At 67.4% G+C, this 24,977-nt stretch carries 21 protein-coding genes; 12 read left to right on the top strand and 9 right to left on the bottom strand.

Features of this window, described 5'->3' with window-relative positions:
• A partial coding sequence (locus tag ASE86_RS14240) for a TonB-dependent receptor (RefSeq protein WP_321162996.1) occupies positions 1-3,035 on the top strand: 3,035 nt, incomplete at its 5' end.
• 66 nt (positions 3,036-3,101) lie between these two features.
• Positions 3,102-4,577: a glucoamylase family protein gene (locus ASE86_RS14235; protein WP_056428340.1), complete on the top strand. Its 1,476-nt coding sequence runs from the start codon at positions 3,102-3,104 to the stop codon at positions 4,575-4,577.
• A gap of 43 nt (positions 4,578-4,620) precedes the next feature.
• Here the strand turns inward: ASE86_RS14235 and ASE86_RS14230 are convergent, their stop codons facing one another.
• Both ASE86_RS14230 and ASE86_RS14225 read right to left on the bottom strand, forming a co-directional pair.
• Positions 4,621-5,631, bottom strand: coding sequence for a LacI family DNA-binding transcriptional regulator (locus tag ASE86_RS14230; protein WP_082441944.1), 1,011 nt, complete (start codon positions 5,629-5,631; stop codon positions 4,621-4,623).
• A gap of 78 nt (positions 5,632-5,709) precedes the next feature.
• Entirely contained in the window at positions 5,710-6,804 is a 1,095-nt protein-coding gene (locus tag ASE86_RS14225; protein ID WP_056428335.1) for a GNAT family N-acetyltransferase, read from the bottom strand.
• Positions 6,805-6,885: 81 nt separating this feature from the next.
• Here ASE86_RS14225 and ASE86_RS14220 point away from each other — a divergent pair, with 81 nt between their 5' ends.
• From ASE86_RS14220 to ASE86_RS14210, 3 genes are all read left to right on the top strand, one after another.
• Positions 6,886-7,347: a DUF2721 domain-containing protein gene (locus tag ASE86_RS14220; protein ID WP_056428331.1), complete on the top strand. Its 462-nt coding sequence runs from the start codon at positions 6,886-6,888 to the stop codon at positions 7,345-7,347.
• Positions 7,344-7,778 (top strand): DUF4345 domain-containing protein, encoded by a 435-nt coding sequence (locus ASE86_RS14215; RefSeq protein WP_056428328.1) that lies wholly within the window; start codon positions 7,344-7,346, stop codon positions 7,776-7,778. The genes ASE86_RS14220 and ASE86_RS14215 overlap by 4 nt, the downstream gene beginning before the upstream one ends.
• Before the next feature lie 100 nt (positions 7,779-7,878).
• The gene (locus tag ASE86_RS14210) at positions 7,879-8,403 is read left to right on the top strand and encodes a methylated-DNA--[protein]-cysteine S-methyltransferase (RefSeq protein ID WP_056428325.1); all 525 of its coding nucleotides are present in this window, start codon (positions 7,879-7,881) and stop codon (positions 8,401-8,403) included.
• On the opposite strand, the gene ASE86_RS14205 is transcribed toward ASE86_RS14210, so the two are convergent.
• A complete protein-coding gene (locus ASE86_RS14205) occupies positions 8,331-9,935 on the bottom strand; it encodes an amidase (protein ID WP_056428323.1) in 1,605 nt (534 codons plus the stop codon). The two genes, ASE86_RS14210 and ASE86_RS14205, sit on opposite strands and share 73 nt — an antisense overlap.
• Positions 9,936-10,362: 427 nt before the next feature.
• Between ASE86_RS14205 and ASE86_RS14200 the strand changes: the two genes are divergently transcribed.
• Positions 10,363-12,285 (top strand): ribonucleoside-diphosphate reductase subunit alpha, encoded by a 1,923-nt coding sequence (locus ASE86_RS14200; protein WP_056428320.1) that lies wholly within the window; start codon positions 10,363-10,365, stop codon positions 12,283-12,285.
• A gap of 192 nt (positions 12,286-12,477) precedes the next feature.
• On the opposite strand, the gene ASE86_RS14195 is transcribed toward ASE86_RS14200, so the two are convergent.
• Positions 12,478-12,747, bottom strand: a complete 270-nt coding sequence (locus tag ASE86_RS14195) for a DUF2171 domain-containing protein (RefSeq protein WP_056428316.1) — start codon at positions 12,745-12,747, stop codon at positions 12,478-12,480.
• 56 nt (positions 12,748-12,803) lie between these two features.
• Here ASE86_RS14195 and ASE86_RS14190 point away from each other — a divergent pair, with 56 nt between their 5' ends.
• Positions 12,804-13,007, top strand: a complete 204-nt coding sequence (locus ASE86_RS14190) for a hypothetical protein (protein WP_235524125.1) — start codon at positions 12,804-12,806, stop codon at positions 13,005-13,007.
• A gap of 52 nt (positions 13,008-13,059) precedes the next feature.
• On the top strand, positions 13,060-14,121 hold the full coding sequence (locus tag ASE86_RS14185; protein ID WP_056428314.1) for a ribonucleotide-diphosphate reductase subunit beta: 1,062 nt from the start codon (positions 13,060-13,062) through the stop codon (positions 14,119-14,121).
• A gap of 415 nt (positions 14,122-14,536) precedes the next feature.
• Here the strand turns inward: ASE86_RS14185 and ASE86_RS14180 are convergent, their stop codons facing one another.
• Positions 14,537-15,310, bottom strand: coding sequence for an SDR family oxidoreductase (locus ASE86_RS14180; RefSeq protein ID WP_056428311.1), 774 nt, complete (start codon positions 15,308-15,310; stop codon positions 14,537-14,539).
• A gap of 51 nt (positions 15,311-15,361) precedes the next feature.
• On the opposite strand from ASE86_RS14180, the gene ASE86_RS14175 reads away from it, so the two are divergent.
• From ASE86_RS14175 to ASE86_RS14160, 4 genes are read left to right on the top strand one after another with little or no spacing between them, the layout of a single operon-like run.
• A complete protein-coding gene (locus tag ASE86_RS14175; protein WP_056428308.1) occupies positions 15,362-16,123 on the top strand; it encodes an ATP-binding cassette domain-containing protein in 762 nt (253 codons plus the stop codon).
• Positions 16,120-17,628 (top strand): ABC transporter permease/substrate-binding protein, encoded by a 1,509-nt coding sequence (locus tag ASE86_RS14170; protein WP_056428305.1) that lies wholly within the window; start codon positions 16,120-16,122, stop codon positions 17,626-17,628. Before ASE86_RS14175 ends, ASE86_RS14170 begins: the two co-directional genes overlap by 4 nt.
• Positions 17,629-17,680: 52 nt before the next feature.
• Complete coding sequence (locus ASE86_RS14165) at positions 17,681-18,787, top strand: fumarylacetoacetate hydrolase family protein (RefSeq protein WP_056428302.1); 1,107 nt, start codon at positions 17,681-17,683, stop codon at positions 18,785-18,787.
• A complete protein-coding gene (locus ASE86_RS14160; protein WP_056428300.1) occupies positions 18,784-19,509 on the top strand; it encodes an SDR family NAD(P)-dependent oxidoreductase in 726 nt (241 codons plus the stop codon). The genes ASE86_RS14165 and ASE86_RS14160 overlap by 4 nt, the downstream gene beginning before the upstream one ends.
• A 33-nt stretch (positions 19,510-19,542) precedes the next feature.
• On the opposite strand, the gene ASE86_RS14155 is transcribed toward ASE86_RS14160, so the two are convergent.
• From ASE86_RS14155 to ASE86_RS14140, 4 genes are all read right to left on the bottom strand, one after another.
• Complete coding sequence (locus tag ASE86_RS14155; RefSeq protein WP_056428297.1) at positions 19,543-20,109, bottom strand: hypothetical protein; 567 nt, start codon at positions 20,107-20,109, stop codon at positions 19,543-19,545.
• Positions 20,106-20,999, bottom strand: a complete 894-nt coding sequence (locus ASE86_RS14150) for a transglutaminase family protein (RefSeq protein ID WP_056429044.1) — start codon at positions 20,997-20,999, stop codon at positions 20,106-20,108. Before ASE86_RS14150 ends, ASE86_RS14155 begins: the two co-directional genes overlap by 4 nt.
• Entirely contained in the window at positions 20,999-23,470 is a 2,472-nt protein-coding gene (locus tag ASE86_RS14145) for a circularly permuted type 2 ATP-grasp protein (protein ID WP_056429042.1), read from the bottom strand. Before ASE86_RS14145 ends, ASE86_RS14150 begins: the two co-directional genes overlap by 1 nt.
• Before the next feature lie 125 nt (positions 23,471-23,595).
• Positions 23,596-24,977, bottom strand: a 1,382-nt coding sequence (locus tag ASE86_RS14140; RefSeq protein WP_056428293.1) for a UdgX family uracil-DNA binding protein, incomplete at its 5' end; no start/stop codon positions are given.

Raw genomic sequence — 24,977 nt, 5'->3', positions numbered from 1 at the left:
CCCGCCGTTCGCGCATGGCACTGGCCGGCGCGCTGATGCTGGGCACCGCCCTGACGAGCGTCGCGGTCGCCGCCCCTGCGGCGGCGCAGGTCAACGACGCTTCGCTGCGCGGCCGTATCGCAGCACCTGCCGGCGGTATGCCGAGCGAAGTGACCGCGATCGAGACGTCGACCGGCTATCGCCGCACCTCGCCCGTCGCGACCGACGGCAGCTATAATTTCCCGTCGCTGCGCATCGGCACGTACCGACTGGACGTGACGACGCCGACCGGCACCCGTTCGACCGACAGCTTCACGCTGACCGTCGGCCAGGCGGCGGTCTTCGATTTCGACCTGACGCCGACTGCGGCGGCCCCGACCAACGCCGACGACAACACGGCGACGACGTCGGGCGGCGGCAGCGGCGACATCATCGTCACCGGCAGCCGCATCCAGACGATGCAGGGCGGCGAAGTCGGCACGACCATCACCCAGCGGCTGATCCAGCAGCTGCCGCAGATCAACCGCAACTTCCTCGCCTTCGCCGACCTGGCACCGGGCGTGCAGTTCCTGACCAACGGTTCGGACCAGTCGCGCCTGCAGGGCGGCGCGCAGACGTCGAACACCGTCAACATCTTCATCGATGGCGTCGGGCAGAAGGACTACGTCCTCAAGAACGGCATCACCGGTCAGGATTCGACCCAGGGCAATCCGTTCCCGCAGCTCGCGATCGGCGAGTACAAGGTCATCAGCTCCAACTACAAGGCGGAGTTCGACCAGGTCAGCTCGGTCGCGATCACCGCTGTGACCAAGTCGGGCACGAACCGGTTCGAGGCGCAGGGCTTCGTCGATTACACGGACCAGGATTTTCGCGACGCGCGCCCGATCGAGCTGTTTCCGGCCGGCGCGACCAAGATCCGCAGCCGCGACATCCAGTTCGGCGGGTCGCTGGGCGGGCCGATCGTCAAGGACCTGCTGCATTTCTTCGGCACGTATGAAGGCAAGCGCCGCATCACGCCGCGCGACATCACGATCCCGGCGACGCTGGCTGGCGCGCGCGGCCTGATCCCGGCCGATCTCGCGGCGAACTACGGTACCGCGAACGAGACGTTCAACGAGAATCTGTACTTCGGCAAGCTGACCTTTGCGCCCACGCAGGCCGACCTGTTCGAGCTGTCGGCAAAATATCGCGACGAGGACGGCGAACAGTTCAACGGCGGCATCGCCGCGTTCGGGACGCGGACCATCGCCAGCGTCAAGGAATGGCGCGGGCTGGCACGCTGGCAGCATAGCGCCGATACGTGGGTCAACGAATTCAAGGTCGCGTACGAAGACGTGAAATGGAATCCGCGGCCGTTCAACAACGCGCTGCGTAACGTCTACCGCGTCCGCATCCCGGTCACGACGAATGCCAGCGGCTTTGTCGATGGCAACGTGCTGGAAACCGGCGGCGGCACCAACTTCCAGGAAAAGGGCCAGAAGGGCTGGCAGGTTTCCGACGATTTCACCTACACCGGCCTGAACGGCCACACCTTCAAGGTGGGTGCGAAGACCAAATGGGTGACGCTGAACACGCTGGAACTGAACGGCTTCAACCCGACGGTGCGCTATTTCACGCCGCTCGGCGCGACGGCGCTCAATACCACGGTCCCCTACACGATCAGCTTCCAGTCGCTCGCCGGTGGCTTCGCCGACCGGCAGATCAATTCGAAGAACTTCCAGCTCGGCTTGTATGCGCAGGACGACTGGGACGTCACCGATCGCCTGACGCTCAATCTCGGCCTGCGCTGGGACTATGAACGCACCCCGGCGTTCCTCAACTACGTGACCCCCGCCGCCCAGGTCGCCGCGGTCAGCCCGGCCAACTATCCGAACCTGATCGGCGCGAATTACGCGATCACCGACTATATCTCGACCGGCAACAATCGCCGTGCGTTCAAGGGCGCGTTCCAGCCGCGTCTGGGCTTCAGCTACACGCTCGACGACGCCGACCGCTTCACCGTCTTCGGCGGCTACGGCCGCTCCTATGACCGCACACAATTCGATTTCATCCAGCAAGAACTAACTCAAGGTTCCGGCGCCAGTCGTACGTTTAACTTCCTGAACAGTGGTTTGCCGACTGGTGAACAGTGTACTGCCAGCACGACCTGTATTGCATTCAACCAAGCCTATCTTACACAAGCTGGTCGCGACGCTTTGATCGCCAGCCTGCCGGCGGGTGCGGGTCGTGAACTTCGGTTCATCAAGAACGATCTGAAGATGCCGTATTCGGACCAGTTCAGTCTTGGTCTCCGTGGCCAGTTCGGAAATCTGGAAACCGAAGTTGGCTATTCACACGTCAAGAGCCGCAATGGCTTCGTCTATCTGCTGGGGAACCGCCGTCCGGGCGGACTGTTCTTCCCGGCGACCGGCGCACCGGACGCTCCGTTCGGCAATCCGCCGTCACCGTTCGGCTCGATCATCATCGGCGACCAGGGTCTCGCGACCAATGCCGACACCGCCTATGCGAAGCTCGTGAAGCGCTACTCGGTCACCTCGCCGTGGAGCCTGGATGCGACCTACACCTACACCGAGGCGACCGAGAACCGGCAGTTCGGCGAAGTGTTCAGCCTCGACTATTCGCGGATCGAGGAATATCCCTTCCGTCGATCGGCGGGCGTGCGCAGCCACCGCTTCGTCATGGCCGGCACTGCCGACATGCCGTTCGGCCTTGTGCTGTCGGGCAAGTTCCAGATCGCCTCGCCGGCCTGGCTCAAGAGCTTCGTTTCGACACCCGGCACGACCGGACCGGGCACCAAGGACGTCGTTGCGATCGAAGCGGCCGGCAACGGCGACCGCTGGGGCTATCGTCAGATGGACCTGTCGCTCCAGAAGAACATCGGCATGAACTTCCTGCGCGACGGCACCGAGATCTGGGTCCGCGCTGACGTCATCAACCTGTTCAACGACCGCAACTACAACGGATTCAACTCGGTCACGGGCCTGCGTGACTTCAACAACCTCAGCATCGACGGCCCGCCGCGCACCGTGAAGGTGTCGACGGGGTTCAACTTCTAAGCCTTTCTCCTCTCCCTGCGCGACGTTCCGGCGTCGCGCAGGGGTTTTTCCTTGCCGGAGACACCGATGTTCCCGCGTATCGCTGCTGCCGCCCTCGCCCTCCTGACCGGCGCCTGCGCGACGACGACGCCGCCGGCCCCCTCGACGTCAGCCGCCGCCTGGCGCGCCTCGCCGGAACAGTCGGCGTTCGTCGACGACCTGTCGCAGCGGACCTTTCGCTTCTTTTGGGACACCACCGATCCGCGGACCTGCCTCGCACCGGATCGCTGGCCATCGAAGCCGTTCTCCAGCGTGGCCGCGATCGGCTTCGCGCTGACCGCGTACGGCATAGGCGCCGAACATGGCTGGGTGTCGCGCGCAGACGCCGCCCGGCGTACCGCCGACTGCCTCGATTTCCTCTACGCCCTGCCACAGGGGCCTGCCGCAACCGGCGTCGCCGGGCACAAGGGCTTCTTCTACCACTTCCTCGATTTACAGCGCGGGCACCGATATCGCACCGTCGAGCTTTCCAGCGTCGACACGACGTTGCTGCTGGGCGGCGTGCTGTTCGCGCAGAGCTATTTCGACCGCGCCACGCCCGACGAACGCCGCATTCGTGACGCGGCGGAACGGCTGTACGCTCGTGTTGAGTGGACCTTCATGCAGCGCGGCCCCGGCGACACGCCCGCGACCAACCTGCCGAATTCGAAGGGCCTGTCGATGGGCTGGCGGCCCGAGCGCGGGTACGAGCCGCACGACTGGGTCGGCTATAACGAAGGAATGCTGGTCTACATCCTGGCTCTGGGATCGCCGACCCATCCGGTCGCCAAGGACGCGTGGGACCAGGGCTGGGCCAAACGCCTGCCCGAGGACTGGCGCACCTACATGGGCCAGACCTATCTGACCTTCGAGCCGCTGTTCGGCCATCAGTACAGCCATATCTGGGTCGATTTCCGCGGCATCCGCGAGCCGTTCATCGCGTCCAAGGGCATCGATTATTTCGAGAACAGCCGCCGCGCGACGCTGGCGCAGCAGGACTATGGCCGGCGCAATCCGAACGACTGGATCGGCTACGGCGACCATATGTGGGGCTGGACCGCGTCGGACGGGCCGGAGAATTCCTCCGGCAAGCGCGTCGTGAACGGCCAGACGCGGACGTTCCAGACCTATTCGGCACGCGGCGTCAGCCCCAGCATCGTGCGCGACGACGGCACACTGGTGCCGACGGCGCCCGGCGGATCGATTCCGTTCGCTCCGCAAGCCACTATCGCCACGCTGATGGCGATGAAGGACCGCTATCCCCGCGCCTGGGATCGCTACGGCTTCCGCGACGCGTTCAACCCCAGCTTCACCTTCACCGATCCGCCCAACCGCACGGGGACGGTCGATCCGCAATCCGGCTGGGTCGCCAACGACTATCTCGGCATCGACCAGGGCCCCATCCTGACGATGGCGGAAAACTGGCGCAGCGGGCTGGTGTGGCGAACGATGCGCCGCAATCCGCACATCCGCCGAGGGCTGACGCGGATCGGCTTTTCGGGTGGGTGGCTGGATCGCAGGTAAGCCTGCGCGCGCGCCGGGTAGCACACGCCGCCTGCGGCCGCGATCAGCCCGGCTGGCGCGTCGACTGGCGTACGACCAGCGTCGGCTCGACCGTCTGCGGGGGCGGCCCCGGCGCCTGAGGGTCGGCGATCAGCGCCTTCAGCATGTCGTAGGCGCGCGTACCCATGTCGGCGATGTGGACGCGCATCGTCGTTAGCGGCGGGTGGACGTGGCGGGCGACGGGGATGTCGTCGAAGCCGGTGACCGCGATCTGGTCCGGCACGACGATGCCGCCCGCCGACAGCGCCGCCAGGCAGCCGACCGCCATCATGTCGTTGGCCGCGAACACCGCATCGATCCCGCGCCGGTCGCGCAGGATCGCGGCCCCGGCGGCATGGCCTGCTTCTTCGGTGAAATCGCCCGGCAGGATGACGGGATCGCGGTCGCCGAGCAGCTCCGCCACCGCAGCGCGAAAGCCCACGCATCGCCCTTGGGAATCACCATTGCCTGCAGGACCGGAGATCATCGCAATGCGGCGATACCCGCATCCCGCCAGATGCGCGACCATCGCGCGCGCCCCGCCATCGTTGTCGATCGTAATCGAGCCGTGGGCTTCGCCCTCGAACGGACTTCCCAGCACTACGGCCGGCAGCCCGACCGGCAGGTTGGCGGACAGGAAAGCGGCATCGACGCCCGGCGACATCACCAGCAGCCCGTCGACGCGCCCGCGCATCGCCCGGATCGCCTGCGTCGTCTGGCCGGCATCGCCATGCATGTTCGACAGCAGCAATTGCAGCCCGTCGGCATGTGCTCCGCGGTCGATGCCGCGGATGACTTCGGAGAAGAACTCACCGAACAGGTCGGGCAGGACGACGCCGATCGTATTGGTTCGCGCCATCGTCAGACTGCGCGCGCCCAGATGGGGCACGTACGCCAGCTTCTCGGCGGCGGCGACCACGCGGTCGCGGGTCTTGGTCGTTACGTTGGCGTGCCCGTTGAGCGCGCGGGATGCCGATGCGACCGACACCTCTGCTTCCCGCGCGACATCGCGAATCGTGGCGGTTGCTCGCTTCATCCCCACGCTCATGCCCCAAAACGGAATCGGATGCAGAGCTTTCGCAAGGACTTGTGCCAGGCTGGACCAAAATACCACCTAGGCGCGGTTGCCGCTCCGGCGCCAGACCCCGGCGAAGATTCGGCCCAGTACCGCCGGCAGCCCCGGTCGCAGCAACAGCCAGTCACGGATCGCGGGCCCGGCATCCGCGCCGATCGTCGCCTTGTACCCACCGTCACCCGCACCCCAATCGACCGTCTGGATACCGTCGTCGGCGCCGCGCATCAGGTTGCGGTAATACAGCAGCTTACCCGGCGAATGCTTGCCCGCCCAACTGGCATAGCTGTTGGCGATGGCGAACTTGCGCGTGCCGACATTGATGTCGAACGAGAAGGCGATCGGTCGGTGATCGACCCGCAGCACCGCGGCCCACATCATCTCCGCCAGCACAGGATCGGTCGCGACCGCGCGCCAGAACGCGCCGTGGCCGGTCGCGGTGAACTTCGCATCGCGGCCATCGGTATCGGCATCGATCCAGCTCGCCCGCTCGACATCGGCCAGCGCCTCGAACAATCTGGGCATCCAGTCCGCGCCGCTGTGGAAATCCCAGTCGAGCCGGCCGTAGCCACCCAGATGTTTCTCGTGGAAACGGTTCTTCTTGAGTGTGGATCTGCGCGGCCAAGGCCCCGCCGCGCGCATCGCGACGATGTCGAGCAGATGGCTGGTCGCAATGTAGCGCGACACGGCGATCCACCCGGCGGCACGCGCTGCCGCGATCAGCGGCATCGCACTGGCATCGTCGTCGTAGACGGGGCCGATCCGCAGCACGTTCGCCTGGGCGGCCATCTCCCGGAGCGCCAGCCCATATGTCGCCCCCAACGTCGCCTCCCGCACCGGAAAGCTGCGGAACGGCCAATAGGCGCCGGGGATCTGGACCAACTTTACCGGTCTCGGCCCGGCCGATACAATCGGCAGCGCCAGGATGGGCGCGCCGTCGCGCTCCACGACGATCGTCCGCGGCACGCCGCCATAGCTATCGACCGCCGCCTGGAACCATTGGCGGCGCAGGAATCGGTGGGTTTGCGCGGCACGTTCGGCGACCCGGTCGATCGCCTGCGGCAGTCCGTACTCCGTCCGCACGGTACAGACCGGCGACGGGCGCAGGAAGTCGGCGGGCGGCACGGGCTTGGTCATCGCGTCGGGACTAGTCCCGCAACGGTTACCAAGACGTGAGGGACGTTGCCCGATTTGGTCACTTCCCCTAGGTCTTGGTACATGACCTTCGCCCCCGGCCTGTCGACCGTCGCCGCGACCATCCAGACCGCGATCGCGCCCGTGTTCCTGCTCGCCGGTATTGGCGCGATCCTGAACGTGCTGGCCGGCCGGCTGGCGCGGATCATCGATCGCACTCGCGCGCTGGAGCAATTGCACCCACGCTCGACCGGGCCGGAGCATGACCGCCACGTCTGGGAACTGCGCATCCTCGACCGGCGGATCGGCGTCATCAGCGCCGCGATCAGCCTGTGCGTCGCCAGTGCGGTCGCCGTCTGCGTCGTCGTCGCGCTGCTGTTCGTCGCGCGGATCGTCAACCTGCACATCGGGCTGGCGGTCGCCATCCTGTTCATCGGCACGATGATCCTGCTGACCATCGGTCTCGCGCTGTTCCTGATCGAGGTGCACATTTCGCTGAAAGCGATCCATGTCCGCGCCGAGCTGCTGGAACGCGAACGCAAGTGAGCCCTGCGGTCGAGAAACGCGCACTCCAGATCGCGGTCGCGCTGGTCCTGGTTTTGCCGTTCACCGCGGCCATCGCCGGAATCGCGGGCGGGCCGAAGTTTCTCGGGCGCCCGCCGGTCATCCCCACCGACCTCGACAGCCATTTCCGTTATGTCTCGGGCCTGTTCCTCGCGATGCTGCTGGCCTATGTCAGCTGCATCCCGGATATCGAGCGCAAGACCGACCGGCTGCGACTGCTCGGTTTCCTGACCGTCGTCGGTGGTCTGGCACGACTGGGGTCGCTCGTCATGGTCGGCGTGCCGTCGATCGGGCATCAGGTCGGTCTGCTCATCGAACTCGGCATCGCGCCTGCGATCCTGCTGTGGCAGGCGCGGGTCGCCCGGCGGTTTGAGCGCAAGCCGCGGGATGCAGCGTCCGGCGGTCGTTCGTAAATACGGCCACGCTCCCGCGCAGGCGAGAACCCAGAGTTGCAATGGACGATGCTCGCCGCCCTGGGCTCCCGCCTGCGCGGGAGCACGGAAGGATTTGGTCATGCCCCTCTATTCGACAACCCTGCCCTCCCCCGTCGGCACGCTCACGCTGATCGCCAGCGACGTGGGTCTGGCCGCAGTCCTGTGGGAAGACGACCGCCCCGGCCGGGTCGCGCTGACCGATGTCACCGAGAGCGCGGACCATCCCATCCTCATCGCGGCCGGGCAGCAGCTCACTGAGTATTTCGCCGGAACGCGTGACCGCTTCGACCTGCCGCTCGATCCGCGCGGCACGCCGTTCCAACTCCAGGTCTGGGCAGCGCTCGGCACGATTCCGTACGGGGAAACCCGCAGCTACGCCCAGATCGCGGCGCAGATCGGCCGCCCGACTGCGGCGCGGGCGGTGGGTGCCACCAACGGTCGCAATCCGGTGTCGATCGTCACGCCCTGCCACCGCGTGGTCGGCACCAACGGCACCCTGACCGGCTTCGCCGGCGGCCTGAGCGCGAAGAATTACCTCCTGACGCTGGAGCGCGGCGCGACCACGCCATCCATGCCGGATCCGGCATCCGCGCTCGACAGATAGCGTGGTGCCTGCCGCGCCTGCGCGCGTGTCTCATAGGCATAGCCCGCCGCGAGCAACGTCTGTTCGCTCCACGCCGGGCCGATGAAGCTCAGGCCCACCGGCAACGATCGGACCAGGCCCATCGGCACCGTCAGGTGTGGATAGCCCGATACCGCGGGCAGCTGGCTGGCGCTGGCGTCGCTCGACTGGTCGCCGTGGACGGGATCGCTGGGCCACGCCGCACCATAGCTGGGCGTCACGATCATCCGCGCGTTCGCCGTCTTCAGCATCGTGTCGATCGCCGCGGCGGCCTGGGCCTGCCCCTTCTCCCGCGCCGCGCGATAGGCGGGGTCGGCCAGCCCCTTTGTCTTGGCAGCTGCGAGAAACGTCTCCTGCCCGAAATAGGGCATTTCCGCCTCCGGGTTGGCGGCGTTGAAGGCGATGACCTGGTAGAGCGTGCGGGTGTGCACCCCCGCCGGCGTCGTCGCCAGATAGGCATCGAGATCGGCCTTCAGCTCGGTGTACAGCACCAGTTGCTCGGCTGCACCCAGACCCGGCGTGGGCGGGCGCTGGACATCGACCAGCGTTGCGCCCGCGGCTCGCAGCACCGCCAGCGCCGCGTCGAACCGCACCGTCAGGTCGGGCGTCATGTCGGGCCGCAGCACACCCACGCGCACGCCCTTCAGTGCGCCTTCGGACAGTCCGGCGGCATAGTCCGCCCGGTGCGCATCGGCGGCCTTGGTATCGGCATCAGCGGGATCGCTGCCGACCATCGCCGAATACAGGATCGCGGCATCGCGCACGCTGCGCGCCATCGGGCCCGGCGTATCCTGGCTGTGGCTGATCGGCACGACATGCGTCCGGCTGACCGCACCGACCGTCGGCTTCAACCCGACCAGGCCGTTGATCGCCGAGGGGCAGACAACCGACCCGTCGGTCTCGGTGCCGAGCGCGGCCGCGGCAAAGCTCGCCGCGACAGCAGCACCCGACCCGCTCGATGATCCGCACGCCGTCCGGTCGAGCGCATAGGGGTTGCGCACCAGTCCGCCCACCGCGCTCCATCCGCTCATCGACCGGCTGGAACGGATGTTCGCCCACTCGCTGAGATTAGCCTTGCCGAGAATCACCGCACCCGCCGCCCGCAACCGCGCGACGACCGGCGCGTCGCGGCGGGTGACATTATCCTTCAGCGCCAGGCTGCCTGCGGTTGTCGCGACGGGGTCGAGCGTCTCAATATTGTCCTTTATCAGGATCGGCACGCCGTCGAGCGGGCCCAGCCGCCGCTTCGCCTTTGCCCGCGCATCCGCCGCGCGCGCCTGCGCCAGTGCGTCCGGATTGATCGCGATGACACTGCGCAGCGTCCGCCCCCGTCGGTCCATCGCGGCGATTCGATCAAGGTAGAGCCGCGTCGCCGCCTGCGACGTCAGTTGCCCGCTGGCGATGCGCGCCGACAGGTCCGCCAGCGGCAGCTCGACGATCGCCGGAGCGCGGCTCTGTGCATGCGCCGCGACGGGCGTCGCCAATACCATGATTCCGATCACTGCCGCGCGCATCGCCGTCTCTCCTCTATCCCGGACCGACGCTATGCCGCGTTCGGGCGGACCACAATCGCCAGCTGTGCATGGCTGATCCACAGCAAAATTTTTTTCACCATAACCGCCGACTCTTGCGTTTCGAAAAGGCGAGGAAAGTCCACGCGTCGCGTGGGGGCCGGCCCGCGAACGGAGCCCTTTGGGCGACGAACAGCAGCCTGGCATTCGAGCGTTGCGACTTGCCTTCCGATCCGATTGGGCACAATCTGTTGTGGTTGTGTCGGGGGACCAACCCCAAGCCTTGGTGACAGGATCGTGCGGCACATATCGCACGTTCACCGGCTTGTGCCCCTTGGCACCAAAATGGTCCTGTTTTGTTCCGGGCCGTTGGATTAAGAACCGGTGCGGCGAGTCGTCCCCGGTCGAGCGAGACAAAAAGGACGGCGCGATGGATTTCAGGGACACAGCGGAGAGCGACGTGACGGACGCGACGACCATCGAAACTCCGGCGGAAACGACCGCCCCCGCCGCCACGGCGGAACGCGATTCGCGCCATGTCGCGACGCCGTACCCGGTCGATGTCGATCACAGCCGCGATGCGCTGCTGACCGAATTCGGCAAGGACACGCTGCGCGACCGCTATCTGCTGCCCGGCGAAAGCTTCCAGGACCTGTTCGTCCGGGTGGCGTCGGCCTATGCCGACGACGCGGCGCATGCCCAGCGCATTTACGACTATATCAGCCGCCTGTGGTTCATGCCGGCGACGCCCGTGCTGTCGAACGGCGGTACCGGCCGCGGCCTGCCGATCAGCTGCTTCCTCAATTCGGTGCCCGACAGCCTGAACGGCATCGTCGACACCTGGAACGAGAATGTCTGGCTCGCGTCGCGCGGTGGCGGCATCGGCACCTATTGGGGTAACGTCCGCGGTATCGGCGAGCCGGTTGGCCTGAACGGCAAGACCAGCGGCATCATCCCGTTCGTGCGCGTGATGGATTCGCTGACGCTCGCGATCAGCCAGGGTTCGCTGCGTCGCGGGTCGGCGGCGTGCTATCTCGACATCAGCCACCCGGAGATTGAGGAATTCCTCGAAATCCGCAAACCCTCGGGCGACTTCAACCGCAAGGCGCTGAACCTGCACCACGGCGTGCTGATCCCCGACGCCTTCATGGAAGCGGTGCGCGACGGCGCCGAATGGAACCTGCTGTCGCCCAAGGACGGCTCGGTTCGCGGCAAGGTCGATGCGCGCAGCCTGTTCCAGAAGCTGGTCGAAACCCGCCTGGCGACCGGCGAGCCCTACATCGTGTTCAGCGATACCGTGAACAACACGATGCCCAAGCACCACCGCGACCTGGGGCTCAAGGTCTCGACCTCGAACCTCTGCAGCGAAATCACGCTGCCGACCGGCAAGGATCACCTTGGCAACGATCGCACCGCGGTCTGCTGCCTGTCGTCGCTGAACCTCGAAACCTGGGACCAATGGAAGGACGAGAAGGGCTTCGTCGAGGATGTGATGCGCTTCCTCGACAACGTCCTGCAGGATTACATCGACCGGGCCGAGCCCGGCATGGAAAAGGCCGCCTATTCGGCCGCGCGTGAGCGTTCGGTTGGGTTGGGCGTCATGGGCTTCCACAGCTTCCTCCAGGCGCGCGGCCTGCCGATGGAAGGTGCGATGGCCAAGTCGTGGAACCTGCGCATCTTCAAGCATGTCCGCAGCGCGGTCGACCAGGCGTCGATGCAGCTCGCGGTCGAACGCGGCGCCTGCCCCGACGCCGCCGACATGGGCGTGATGGAGCGGTTCAGCTGCAAGATGGCGATCGCGCCGACCGCGTCGATCAGCATCATCTGCGGCGGCACGAGCGCCTGCATCGAGCCGATCCCCGCGAACATCTACACGCACAAGACGCTGTCGGGTTCGACCAGCGTCAAGAACGTCCATCTCGAGCGGCTGCTCAAGGACAAGTCCAAGAACAGCGACAATATCTGGAACTCGATCCTGGAGCATGGCGGGTCGGTCCAGCACCTCGACTTCCTGTCGGACGACGAGAAGGCGACGTTCAAGACCAGCTTCGAGATCGACCAGCGCTGGCTGCTCGAACTCGCCGGCGACCGCACGCCCTACATCGACCAGGCGCAGTCGCTGAACCTGTTCATTCCGGCCGACGTCGAGAAGTGGGACCTGCTGATGCTCCACTTCCGCGCGTGGGAACTGGGCATCAAGTCGCTCTATTACCTGCGCTCGAAGTCGATCCAGCGTGCAGGCTTCGCCGGCAGCGAAGGCCAGGGCGGCGTGGAGGCGGACAACACGCTCGCCAAACCGCAGTTCAATCTGGGCGAGAGCACGGATTATGACGAGTGTCTGGCGTGTCAGTAACGGGCGGCGCGCGGTTTGCGTAAGCAAACCGCCGACTCGCCACGACGGGCAGCGGGGCGGCGCCGCCGTCCCGTCTGACGGCGTGGCGCCACGGACGAGGATGTAATGAGCGTAACGCTATCCTTCGCTGCAACAAAAACCCCGGCCCGCGCGACGCGGACCGGGGCGATCGCCGTAGCGAACAGCCAAGCCTCAGCCGGCGTTCTCTTCTTCCTCGAACGTCACCGCCACGTCGGCGTTGGCGCTCAGGCGCACCTTGTCGCCCTCGACATCGGCGACCAGGCCGAGCGAGATGAAGTGGTGATGCCCGGCGTGTTCACCCTCGGCGCCCTCGACCTGCGCGCCCGAATCCTTCTTGGTCAGCTTGATGCGGTCGCCCTCGACCTTGTCGACGGTGCCGACATGGACGCCATCGGCGCCGATGACTTCCATATGTTCCTTGATCGCAGATGCGTCGGCCATGTGTCGTCTCCTGTTGGTGGTACGGCGGCTGAACGCGTTGCTGCGAAGTTGGCTGCATGATGCCGCTGGAGAGCATCATCATGTACGCCGTCGCCTTGGTATTCTGCGTCATCGGCGCCGGACTCCTGCTCGCGCTCGCCCGTCCGCGCACGGCGGGACAGGTCTACGCCTTCCGCATGATCGGCATCATGGCGCTGTCCGGCGGCGTCGTACTGGCGATGAGCGCGACCGCCATGTGGCAGTGGAGCCAATCCCCATAATCCACACGCAGCCCAATCGATATTGTTGTAAGAATCCCGTAAGGAAGCCCCCATGTCCCTCACCTCCGCCCGCAAGACCTACAAGCCCTTCGAATATCCCTGGGCCTATGATTTCTGGAAGCGCCAGCAGCAGATCCACTGGATGCCCGAGGAAGTGCCGCTGGGCGAGGATTGCCGCGACTGGGCGCAGAAGCTGACCGATCACGAGCGCAACCTGCTGACGCAGATCTTCCGCTTCTTCACCCAGGCCGACGTCGAGGTGCAGGACTGCTACCACGAGAAATACGGCCGCGTGTTCAAGCCGACCGAGATCAAGATGATGCTCGCCGCCTTCTCGAACATGGAGACGGTCCACATCGCGGCGTACAGCCACCTGCTCGACACCATCGGCATGCCCGAGAGCGAGTACGGCATGTTCCTCGAATATGCCGAAATGAAGGACAAGCACGACTATCTGCAGAACTTCGGCGTCGATACCGATGAGGATATCGCGAAGACGCTCGCGATGTTCGGCGGCTTCACCGAAGGGCTCCAGCTGTTCGCGTCGTTCGCGATGCTGATGAACTTCCCGCGCTTCAACAAGATGAAGGGCATGGGCCAGATCGTCAGCTGGTCGGTGCGCGACGAGAGCCTCCACTGCGAAGGCATCATCAAGCTGTTCCACACCTTCGTGAAGGAGCGCGACTGCCTGACGCCCAGCGTCAAGAAGGACATTCGCGACATGTGCCACACCACGGTCGACCTGGAGGACGCGTTCATCGACCTGGCGTTCGAACAGGGTCCGGTGAACGGCATGGCACCGGAAGAGATCAAGCGGTACATCCGCTACATCGCCGACTGGCGCCTGAACCAACTCGGCCTGAAGCCGATGTACATGATCAAGGAGCACCCACTGCCCTGGCTCGCGCCGCTGCTGAACGGCGTGGAGCATGCGAACTTCTTCGAACAGCGCGCGACCGAATATTCGAAGGGCGCGACGAAGGGCCAGTGGAACGACGTGTGGTCGAGCTTCGACAAGCGCCAGAAGGCGAAGACGTCGGTGCCGGCGGCGAACGAGGATCTTGGCGAAGACGGCGGGGATATGTTCAGCCGGGCCGGCGTGGCGGCGGAGTAACCGCCGACACGGCGCCGGTGAAAGCTGGCGCACGGCCCGGCCGGCCGGCGGCGCCGATGGCGCCGTCCGACGGCATGGGCCTTGCCCATGGCCGCCAGATGGAAGCCCCCCCCATCCCGTTCGTGCTGAGCTTGTCGAAGCTCTGTCCTTTTTCTTCGACGTCGCAGCACCCTGCACGAAGAAGGGCAGCTCTTCGACAAGCTCAGGGCGAACGGGGATGGGCGGGCAAGGTCAATGCCTGACCTCGAGACCGATCCCGGTTCAATCACTTGCGTTTCGCCTAAGGCAAAATGCCTCTGAAACGATGCCGTGCTCTCGCGCAGGCGGGAGCCCAGAGTGGCGGAACGCATCGCTCTATAACCCTGGGCTCCTGCCTCCGCGGGAGCACGGTGCGTTTGAACACACAGCCCCCCGCTCACCCAAACCGCTTCCGCGACAGTTTCCGCAACCGCCCCGGCATCCACCGCGCCGCGAACCGCAACCGATGCGCGGTCTTGCCGACATAGGCGAACAGCGCGTCGCCATGGACAAGCCGCCAAGCCGCCTCCGCCGCATCCTCGACCGGTGACAGCTCCAGCCCCGCGCCCGTCACCGTCTCGCGGATCGAGCGGTTCGATCCAGCGGTCGGATGTGCCAGCAGCGGCGTGTCGATAAACGCCGGGACCAGCCCGCGCACACGGATGCCGTCGCGCGCCCATTCGCCGTCGAGCGCCTCGGTCAGCGCGCGCACGCCGAACTTGGTCGAAGAATAAATCGCCAGCCCCGCCGACCCATAGATCGCCGAGGCCGATGCGGTGTTGAGCAGGCACGATCCGGGCGTCCGCTTCAGATAGGCGTGGCCGATCCGGGCCCCGTTGATGACGCCGGTCAGGTTGATCGCAATCGTCCGGTCGATGTCCTCTAACGCCGCCTCCGCCAGCGGCCCGCCCAACGGGATACCGGCATTGTTCGCCAGTACATCGAGCCGCCCGGTCTTGCCGGTGAAGTCGTCAAGCGACGCCGCCCACGCGTCGCGGTCGCGGACATCCATAACGTAGGTTTCGGCCCCGCCCGGCAGCATCGCCGCCGTCGCCGCCAAGCCGGACGCATCGACGTCGGCGAGGCCTACGCGCCAGCCCTCGGCGGCGAACCGCTTGGCGATCGCCTGACCGATACCCGACGCCCCGCCGGTGATGAAGATCGCCTGCACGCTTGACCTCTTCCTTTGCCTTCGCGCGCAGCATCGCGCACTCTGCCGCCGATGCCAACGCCCAGCGCCCTTCGCTTCGACGATGTTACCGTCGCCTATCCCGGCGGGACGACCGCAGTGGACAGGGTGTCGCTCGACATCGTGCGCAGCAGCTTCGTCGCACTGGTCGGCCGGTCGGGGTCGGGCAAGTCGACGTTGCTCAAGACCGTCAACCGGCTGGTGACACCGAGCGCGGGCCGCGTTCTGGCCGATGGCACGCCGGTCGATGCCGAGCCCGCGCATCTGCTGCGACGGCGGATCGGCTATGTCTTCCAGGGCGTCGGGCTGTTCCCGCACCTGACCGTCGCCGAGAATATCGCGATCCCGCTGCGGCTTGCCGGGCAGATCGATCCGGCGCGCGTCGACGACCTGCTCGATTTGGTCGAACTGCCGCGTGAAGTGGGCACGCGTCGCCCCGACGCGCTGTCGGGCGGGCAGCGCCAGCGGGTCGGGGTCGCCCGCGCGCTCGCCGCCGAAGCGAGGTTGTTGCTGATGGACGAACCGTTCGGCGCGCTCGACCCGATGACGCGCGACACTTTGGGCCAGGCAGTGCGCGCGCTGCACGCCCGGCTGGGGCTGACCACGCTGATGGTGACGCACGACATGGCCGAGGCTTTGCTGCTCAGCGACCGTGTGCTGGTGATGGCGAACGGCCGTATCGTGGCCGACGCGACACCCGCGGCGCTGATTGCCGGTGAGGGCGGTCAGCAAGCCCAAGAGTTGGTCGACGTCCCCCGTCGCCAGATCCGCGCGCTGGAAGGATTGGGGGCATGACCGCCGCCTTCGCCCGCGTGCCCGATCTGCTCGCCAGCCACCTGCTGCTGTCCTGCTCGGCGCTGGTGCTCGGCCTCGCACTCGCCCTGCCGATGATCCTACTCGCCGCGCGCAGCCCGGCGGTGGCGCGGGTCACGCTGGGGTTCGCGAGCCTCGTCCAGACGATCCCCGCTCTCGCGCTGCTCGCGCTGTTCTTCCCGCTGCTGCTGTGGCTCGGCCTGCCGCCGCTCGGTTTCCTGCCCTCGCTGCTCGCGCTTTCGCTCTATGCGCTGCTGCCGATTCTGCGCAACGGTGTCACCGGACTCGCCGAAATCGACCCGGCTGTCATCGAAGCGGCGGATGGGGTCGGCATGACCGCGCGGCAGAAGCTGCTGTGGGTGGAGATGCCGCTGGTGCTGCCGGTGCTGATGGCGGGCATCCGCACGGCGGCGGTGTGGACGATCGGTGCGGCAACGCTCGCGACGACGGTAGGCCAGCCGAGCTTGGGCGACCTGATCTTTTCCGGCCTCCAGACGCAGAGCTGGGCGCTGGTGCTGGCGGGTTGCGTCGCGTCGGCGGGGCTCGCGATCGCGATCGACGGGCTGCTGGGGCTGGCCGAGCGCGGCGTCGCGACGCGGCGGCGGTGGCTGTGGGCCGGGCCGCTGGCGGTGCTGGTGGTCGGTGTGGGTGTCGCCGCCCTGCCCCGCCTTGCCCCGACCCGCCCGACAGTCGTGGTCGGCGCCAAGAATTTCTCGGAACAGTTCATCCTCGCCCGGGTGATCGGCGCGCGGTTGCAGGCCGCGGGCTATGACGTCGCATATCGCGAAGGGCTGGGGTCGGCGGTCGCCTATGGCGCTCTGAAGACCGGGACAATCGACGTGTATGTCGACTATGCCGGCACGATCTGGGCGAGCGAGATGAAGCGCCAGGACGTGCCGCCCGCCGCCCGAATGCTCCCCGAGATCGCGCGCTGGGCGCAGGCCACCGGCGGCGTGCGGTTGTTGGGGACGCTGGGGTTCGAGAATGCCTATGCCTTTGCGATGCGCGAAGGTGCGGCGCGGGCGGCGGGCATCGCAACGCTCGACGACCTCGCGCGCGCGTCGCCACGGCTGCGGCTGGCGAGCGATCTGGAATTCCTCGACCGGCCGGAATGGGTCGCCGTCCGCCAGTCCTACCCGATGCGGTTCGCGAGCACGCGCGCCTATGCGCCGAGCTTCATGTATCAGGCGCTGGGGACGGGGCAGGCTGACGTCATCTCTGCCTTTTCCTCCGATGGCCGGATCGCCGCTGACAAGGCGACGGTGCTGAAGGACACGCGGGGCGCCATTCCACGCTACGACGCGATCCTGCTGTTGTCCCCCACGCGCGCGGGCGACGCGAAATTCGTCGGGGCACTGCGCCCCCTGCTGAACGCCATCCCCGTCGCGGCGATGCGCGGAGCAAATTACCTGGTCGATCGCGAGACGGACAAGCAGACGCCGGACGCCGCCGCGCGCTGGCTGGAGGCGCGTATCGCCCGCCCTTGACGTTCGCACATCCACCCCGCAAAGTTAGCGCTATCAAGATGCGGAGAGGACGATGCCGATCGACCCCACCCTGTTGCCCGAGGACTGGCGCGATGCGCTGCTGATCGGACGAATCGACGTGGGGCAAGGGCCGACACCGGTCGTCGTCCGCGGCGGCATCGCGCATGACGTGAGCCGGGTCGCGCCGACCGTTGCTCAGACAATCGCGGGCGGCGACTTCGCGGGCGGCATAGCGATCGGCGCGCTCGATACGATCGACGCCACGCTGCTCAGCCCGATCGACCTCCAGTGCATCAAGGCGGCGGGCGTCACCTTCGCCAATTCCGCGCTCGAACGTGTGATCGAGGAAGCTGCGCGGGGCGACGCGACCGCGGCGGCGGGTGTGCGCGCGCGCCTCGAAGGGCGGATCGGCGGCTCGCTGCGCTCGGTCGTACCGGGGTCGGACGATGCGGCGGAACTGAAAGCCGCGCTCATTGAGGACGGGCTCTGGTCGCAATATCTGGAAGTTGCGATCGGCCCGGATGCGGAAATCTTTACCAAGGGCCCACCGCTGTCGTCGGTCGGCGCGGGCGCGGACATCGGCGTGCGTGACGATTCGGCCTGGAACAACCCCGAACCGGAAGTCGTGCTGATCGTCGCGCCCGATGGCGCGATCGTCGGCGCCGCGCTCGGCAACGACGTCAACCTGCGCGATTTCGAAGGGCGGTCGGCGCTGCTGCTCGGCAAGGCGAAGGACAATCGTGCGGCGACCGCGGTCGGGCCATTCATCCGCGTGTTCGATGCCGGCTACACGCTCGACGACGTGCGCGCCGCGCAGATCACGCTCAGGATCGACGGGCCGGGGGGCTATGTGCTGAACGGCGTTAATTCGATGGACCAGATCAGCCGCGATCCCGCAGAACTGGTGCGCCAGGCGCTGAGCCAGCACGACTATCCGGACGGTTTCGCGCTGTTCTGCGGCACGCTGTTCGCGCCGACCGACGACCGCGATGTGCCCGGGCGCGGCTTCACCCATCGACCCGGCGACGTGGTGACGATCGCCAACCCGCGGCTCGGGCGGCTGGTGAACCGGGTGGTCCACTGTCCCGACGCGCCGCGGTGGAACGTCGGGATCGGCGCGTTGATGACGAATCTTGCGAAGCGAGGGCTCCTGGCGTGAGCGGTGCTACCTATCCGAGCTTGAACGGGCGGCGCGTGATCGTGACCGGCGGCGCGTCGGGGATCGGCGAAGGTTTCGTCGAGGCGTTCGCAGGACAGGGGGCGCATGTCGATTTCCTCGACGTCTCGGACGGCAGCGCGGTCGCGGAACGGACCGGCGCGACCTTCCACCCCTGCGACCTGACCGATACCGCCGCGCTCCAGGCGACGTTCGCGACGATCGGGCCGGTCGATGTGCTGGTCAACAACGCGGCGAACGACGACCGCCACACCGTCGAGGACGTGACGCCGGCGTACTGGGATGAGCGGATCGCGGTGAACCTGCGCCATAAATTCTTTGCCGCGCAGGCCGTGGTGCCGGGCATGAAGGCGGCGGGTCGCGGGGTGATCCTGAACCTGGGGTCGATCAGCTGGCATCTGGGTCTGCCCGATCTCGTGCTCTACCAGACCGCCAAGGCGGCGATCGAAGGGATGACCCGGGCCCTCGCGCGCGACCTCGGGCGGCATGGCATCCGCGTGAACACGATCGTGCCCGGCAACGTCCAGACACCGCGGCAGGAGAAATGGTACACGCCGGAAGGCGAGGCGGAGATCGTCGCGGCACAGTGTCTGGATGGGCGAATCCAGCCTGCCGATGTGGCGGCGCTGGCGCTGTTCCTCGCGTCTGACGATGCGCGGATGATTACGGGGCATGATTACTTTATGGATGCGGGGTGGCGGTGATCTTCAGCGGGTGAGCAAGCGTCGGCGACAGTGTCAAAACACCAGATACGCCCCCACATAGCGTGCCACCAGCGCCGCCATCACGACGCGCGACCACCGGTCGCTGCGCGTCGACATCGCTGCGATCATCAGTATCGCCAGCACCGTCGTAAGCCCGAGTGACCAAGGCCGCAGCAACTGCGACTGCAGCGCGGGGATCGTCGCATACCACAACATCTGGCTGCTGAAGAGCACCAGCAAAATGCCGATCACGACCCGCCGGATGCGCCGGAAATGCGCGTCAAGATCGCCGGCCGCCTCCACATCCCGTGGGAACACGAGATGCGCCGCTAGATAATAGGCGCTGGCAAAGGCGGTGACTCCCAGCAACGCATGGCCCGATACGAGGATGGTATCGCGCACCAGCCATGCTGCGCGCCAGAAGGACAGAAGGTCGAGCAGAACGAACGCGCCGAGCAATGGCGTCAGCCAGCCGACACGCAACGCCGAACCCGGCCGCAACCGCACCTCGATCGTCCGCGCCAGTCCGCCCAGCACTTCGGCGAGCGACAGGCCGAGCAGCAGACCATAAAGCGCGAAGACGAATTCGAAATCGCTCACGCAGCGATCCCGCTGCCCAGAGGCTCCACATCCACCGACACGTGCATCTTCTGCGCGCCCGACCCCAGCACCACCCCGTCGATCGGCGCGATGTCGGCATAATCTCGACCGATGGCCATGACGACGTGGTCCTCTGCCATCCAGATGCCGTTGGTCGGATCGACGCCGACCCAGCCATGCGTGGGGCCGCACCAGAGCAGCACCCAGGCGTGGGTGGCGTCCGCTCCGACCAGCCGCTCCTGCCCCGGCGGCGGCAGGGTGCGCAGATATCCGGAGCAATAGGCAGCGGGCAGGCCGGCGGCACGCAGGCCGGTGATCATGATCTGCGCGAAGTCCTGGCACACCCCGCCGCGGGCATCGAACGCCTCGCGCGGGGGCGTGTCGACCAAAGTCGCGGCAGGATCGAAGGCGAAGTCGGTCTGGATGCGCCGGGCAAGTGCCATCCCCGCCTCCAGCGCGCCACGGTCGGGAGCGAGCTCGGCCGCGCACCAGTCGCGAATGACGGGATCGAGCGGGATACGCGGGCTGGGAAACAGATAGGCCGCGGGGCTCGCGGCGCCCATGTCGCGGCTGGCACGGGCCAGCGCGGCCACGTCGGCGAGCGTCGGGTCTGAGGGTGCCGGAACCGGGATCGGACGGTCGACGACGACGGTCGCGCTGCTGGTGATGGTCAGCGACCGCGCGGGGCTCTCGACGACCAGCCGGGTAACGTTGGCGAGGCCCGCCTCGGCGCGCGCCGGGAAGGTCCGCCCGCCGGGCTCGATCGTCAGGTCATAGTCGACCAGCGTCTGTCCCGACCACAGGATCGGCTTCAGCCGCAGGTTGCAGCGCGCGAAGCCGACCGGCGCGGCATAGTCGAACCGCGTGATGTGCTTGATGGCGTAGCGCATCATGCCAGGGTCAGCCCGGCGGCGCGAAGCGGCTCGGCGCCCTGCAGGAAGTAGCGGCGGGCGATCGCGCTCGACAGCGCGGACAGGCGGTTGCCGATGTCGGTCATCGCATCCTCGTCGATGTCGACCGCGCGCAGCGTCGAGACGCGCGCGGTGAGTTCGGTCGCCAGCGCCTGCTGCGGTTCAGCCAGCCCATCGTCGTCGAGCACCGGCAGGCGGCGCAGATGATCGGCGATCGCATCGACCTGGAAACAGATACCGCGCGGGTTGCCGGGATCGAGCGCGACGAGATCAAGCACGGGAACGCGGGCGATGCCGGTCAGATAGCGCTGGCGATAGCTGATCTGGCTGTTGGCCAGGTCGAGCAGCGTCGACAGATCGTCCGCGCTCGCTGTGGCGCCGCCTAGCGCGCGCACCGCCGATGCGACGGTCGTCGCGCGCTCGATCCGGCGGCCGAGGTCGTGGAACCGCCAACCGTCGCTGCGCCCCATATGTTCGGCCGACAGGCCGGCAAGCGCGGCATAGCGGCGCTGAAGCGAGCCCGCGCGGTCGAGCAGGTGTCCGCGCGTCGGGTGCGGCGCATCGAGCAGGCGGATCATGTCCGCCGACAGCCGGTCGCGCGAACCGTCGCCGATGATCCGCGCCTGACGATTGACCATCCGGACGCTGTAGCCGGTCTCCGCCTCCAGCGCGGTGCGGGCGAAACGGACCAGGTCGGGGCGGGCGATGTCCTCGGGCGGCGGGGCGGCACCGGCGCCGACGATCAGCCCGACCAGCCGCCACACCGTCTCGGGTGACAGCGCCGCCCCGGTATCCGCGCCGATCGAATGGCCGAGCAGGACGCGGATCGCGCTCAGCAGCGCTTCGCCGCGTTCGAGATACCGCCCGAGCCAGAAGAGGTTGTCGGCGACGCGGCTGGGCAGCGTCCCCGGATTGCGCCGCAGGTGGACGGTGTCGGCGGGCGGCAGCAGCGAAACGGCAGCGACCGGCTCCGGCCCGTGGATACAGACGTCGGCGGACCAGTTGCCCTCCCCCATGATCGCGGCGCGCTCGTCCGGATGCTCGCCGATCCGGGCGAAGCCGCCGGGCAGCACGGTCCACCGCCCGCCGGCGTCGCGCGCCGCGAACACGCGCAGGGTAAAGGGCCGCGGCGCCAGTTCGCCGTCGGCGACGACCGGCATGGTCGACAGGCGGACGACCTCCTGTCCCACATAATCCTGCGGGCGGCGGTCGAGGTCGGCGAGCAGCAACGCGCGCGCCTCGGCGCCCAGATCGCTGCCGAGCGTCGGTCGCCCGCCGGGCAGGCCGAGCGGCACGGTATCGAACGCCGGCGCGATGACCATGCGGTCGAGGTTGGCGCGAACTTCGGACGCTTGGGGACCGCCCCCGCACCACCATGTCGCGACGTTTGGCAGGATGAGGCTTGCGCCGGTCAGCCGTGTCGCCAGCTGCGGCAGGAACGCGTTCATCGCCGCGCTCTCGACCACGCCCGATCCCGGCGCGGACGACAGCACGACATTGCCGGTCGCCATCGCGTCGATCAGCCCGGCGACCCCGATCCGCGACGTCGAATCGAATGCCAGGGGATCGAGCAGCCGCGGATCGACCCGGCGCCACAACGCGTCGATCCGCTTGAAGCCGGCAATGGTCCGGACATACAGCTGGTCCTCGCGCACCGCGAGGTCGGCGCCCTCGACCAGCAGGAAGCCGAGATAGCGCGCGAGATGCGCCTGTTCGGCATAGCTCGCGCTGAACCGGCCAGGCGTCAGCAGACCGATGCGAGGTTCGGCGCGGCGGCACACCGCGGCCAAGCCTTCGCGGAAGGCAGCAAAGAAGGGTGCATGACGCTCGACGTTGAGCCGTGACTGCAGCCCGCCCATCGTCCGCGCGACCGCCAGCCGGTTCTCCAGCGCATAGCCCGCCCCCACCGGCGCGCGGACATGATCGGCCAGCACACGCCAGTCGCCCGCCGGGCCGCGGCACAGATCGACGGCATAGAAATGCAGGTGCCGCCCGCCCGGCGGCGTCAGGCCGACCATCGGGCGCAGGAAATGCGGACTGCCGGTGACGATCGCGGCGGGCAGATGGCCCTGCGCGACGAGGCGTCCGGGGCCGTAGATATCGGCGATCACCGTTTCGAGCAGGTCGGCACGCTGGGTCACGCCGCGGACGATCTTTGACCATTCGTCGCGGCCGATCAGCAGCGGGACGGGCGACACCGGCCAGGGACGTTCGGCGACTTCGCCGGCGACGCGGAAGCCCGTGCCGATGTCGCTGGCGTGACGTTGCACCCGCTCGCGCGTTTCGTCGAGCGCGCCGCTGCCGATACCGGCCAGTTCCTCCAGCGCGATCAGCCACGCGGCCTGATCGGGCCCACGCGCGGTGCACAACACATCGCCCTTGGGCCGGTCGCCGCAGTAGGCGGTCAGCCACTGCGCCGCGACCGCGCCGGCGTCGGTTACGCTCGCCATGACCGGATCGCTCGCCACTTATGCCCCTCGCCGCCCTGCGTAGGCTTCACGACCACAAAGTGGCGGCCGGTGCAATGAAGAAGGGTAGAAGAGACGACGTAAGAGGGTGCCGGCGGGTGCGACGGCTACTCGACAAACGCCGCAGCCGCCTTCAAGTCCTCGACGAAACGCGCATACTCGTCTTCCGCCTGAACCTTGTCGGGCAGCCGCAGCAGGTAGCTCGGGTGGACCGTCACCCAACCCGTCCCGCCGTTCGGCAACGCGACCGGCGCGCCCCGGGTCTTGGAGATGGTGACGACCTTCCCCAGCAGCGATCGCGCCGCCGTCGCCCCCAGCGCGACGGTCAGTTCGGGCTTCACCAGCGCCAGTTCCTGGTCGATCCACCAGCGGCAGGCGTCGATCTCGCCCGCGTCGGGCTTGGCGTGGATACGCCGCTTGCCGCGGCGCTCGAACTTGAAGTGCTTGACCGCGTTGGTGACATAGACGCCTGCGCGGTCGATGCCCGCGTCGCCCATCGCACGATCGAACACCTGCCCGGCGGGGCCGACGAAGGGCTGGCCGGCCATGTCCTCCTGGTCGCCGGGCTGTTCGCCGACGAACATCATCCGCGCATCGACCGGACCTTCGCCGAACACGGTCCGGGTCGCGTGACGGTGAAGGTCGCAGCGGGTACAGCCCATCGCTTCCTGCCTCAGCGCCGCCCACGCGGCCTGGATGTTGCCACCGACCGCCGTCCGCGCCTTGTCGATCATCGCCACCTCCCGTGCCTGCGCGCCGGCCACCAACTGCCCGACCAGCGCGGTTTCGGGCATGTTCTTCCAGTATTTGCGCGGCATTTCCTTCAGCATCGCGCCCACCTTCAATCGGGCGGGATTGAAGATCGACGCGTAATAGGTCTTCCACACCTCCTCGATCGGATCGCCGTCGGGCGCGTCGGCCTTGGTCGCCCGCGGGCCTTCGCTGAGGGTCGTGCCATCCCAATGGACCGACAGTTCGGGCGTCAGGATCGACCAGCGCATGGCGGTGAAGCGGTTGACGAAGAAACGCGCGTTTTCGCGGACGATGTGATGTTCGGGTTCGAACCAGGCGACGTAGCGGGTTGCGCCCCCCGCTTCATCGGCTTCGTCGACTTCGCGGAAGCGGACGAAGGCGCGCATCTTGTGGATGTCGCGGCGGACGGCCTTGGCCATTTCGTCGAGGCGGCGGATCAGCGGATCGGCACGGTCGTCGACCAGTTTCGGCTGCGCCAGCACGCGGGTGAGCGCGGTATAGAGCAGTGCCCAGCGCTGCGGGTCGGCGTGGAGCGCGACGGTGCGCGCGAGGTCGACGAACGGGCGCGGCACCTTGAACGCAGGAGCGTGGGATTCGAGGACGGCTTCGTCGCCGAACAGGTCGGCGGGGGTTTCGCCGACCTGCCAGACCACGTCGGAGGGCGCCACGCGCGCGGCGGCAAGGTTGCGCGCGGCGTCGCGCCAGCCGTCGAAGTCGTCTTGCGCAGCGAGGGTGG

This window comes from Sphingomonas sp. Leaf33 (genome assembly GCF_001421785.1).
Taxonomy (GTDB): Bacteria; Pseudomonadota; Alphaproteobacteria; order Sphingomonadales; family Sphingomonadaceae; genus Sphingomonas.
Note: the sequence above shows the minus strand (reverse complement) of the source record. Positions and strands in the feature narration are given on the sequence as shown.

Coding starts and splice junctions, on each gene's coding strand:
- ASE86_RS14170 (WP_056428305.1), top strand. CDS start 16,120: ATGACCGCCGCCTTCGCCCGCGTGCCCGATCTGCTCGCCAGCCACCTG.
- ASE86_RS14150 (WP_056429044.1), bottom strand. CDS start 20,999: ATGCGCTACGCCATCAAGCACATCACGCGGTTCGACTATGCCGCGCCG.
- ASE86_RS14235 (WP_056428340.1), top strand. CDS start 3,102: ATGTTCCCGCGTATCGCTGCTGCCGCCCTCGCCCTCCTGACCGGCGCC.
- ASE86_RS14225 (WP_056428335.1), bottom strand. CDS start 6,804: ATGACCAAGCCCGTGCCGCCCGCCGACTTCCTGCGCCCGTCGCCGGTC.
- ASE86_RS14210 (WP_056428325.1), top strand. CDS start 7,879: ATGCCCCTCTATTCGACAACCCTGCCCTCCCCCGTCGGCACGCTCACG.
- ASE86_RS14200 (WP_056428320.1), top strand. CDS start 10,363: ATGGATTTCAGGGACACAGCGGAGAGCGACGTGACGGACGCGACGACC.
- ASE86_RS14190 (WP_235524125.1), top strand. CDS start 12,804: ATGATGCCGCTGGAGAGCATCATCATGTACGCCGTCGCCTTGGTATTC.
- ASE86_RS14230 (WP_082441944.1), bottom strand. CDS start 5,631: ATGAAGCGAGCAACCGCCACGATTCGCGATGTCGCGCGGGAAGCAGAG.
- ASE86_RS14195 (WP_056428316.1), bottom strand. CDS start 12,747: ATGGCCGACGCATCTGCGATCAAGGAACATATGGAAGTCATCGGCGCC.
- ASE86_RS14205 (WP_056428323.1), bottom strand. CDS start 9,935: ATGCGCGCGGCAGTGATCGGAATCATGGTATTGGCGACGCCCGTCGCG.
- ASE86_RS14185 (WP_056428314.1), top strand. CDS start 13,060: ATGTCCCTCACCTCCGCCCGCAAGACCTACAAGCCCTTCGAATATCCC.
- ASE86_RS14145 (WP_056429042.1), bottom strand. CDS start 23,470: ATGGCGAGCGTAACCGACGCCGGCGCGGTCGCGGCGCAGTGGCTGACC.
- ASE86_RS14220 (WP_056428331.1), top strand. CDS start 6,886: ATGACCTTCGCCCCCGGCCTGTCGACCGTCGCCGCGACCATCCAGACC.
- ASE86_RS14175 (WP_056428308.1), top strand. CDS start 15,362: ATGCCAACGCCCAGCGCCCTTCGCTTCGACGATGTTACCGTCGCCTAT.
- ASE86_RS14165 (WP_056428302.1), top strand. CDS start 17,681: ATGCCGATCGACCCCACCCTGTTGCCCGAGGACTGGCGCGATGCGCTG.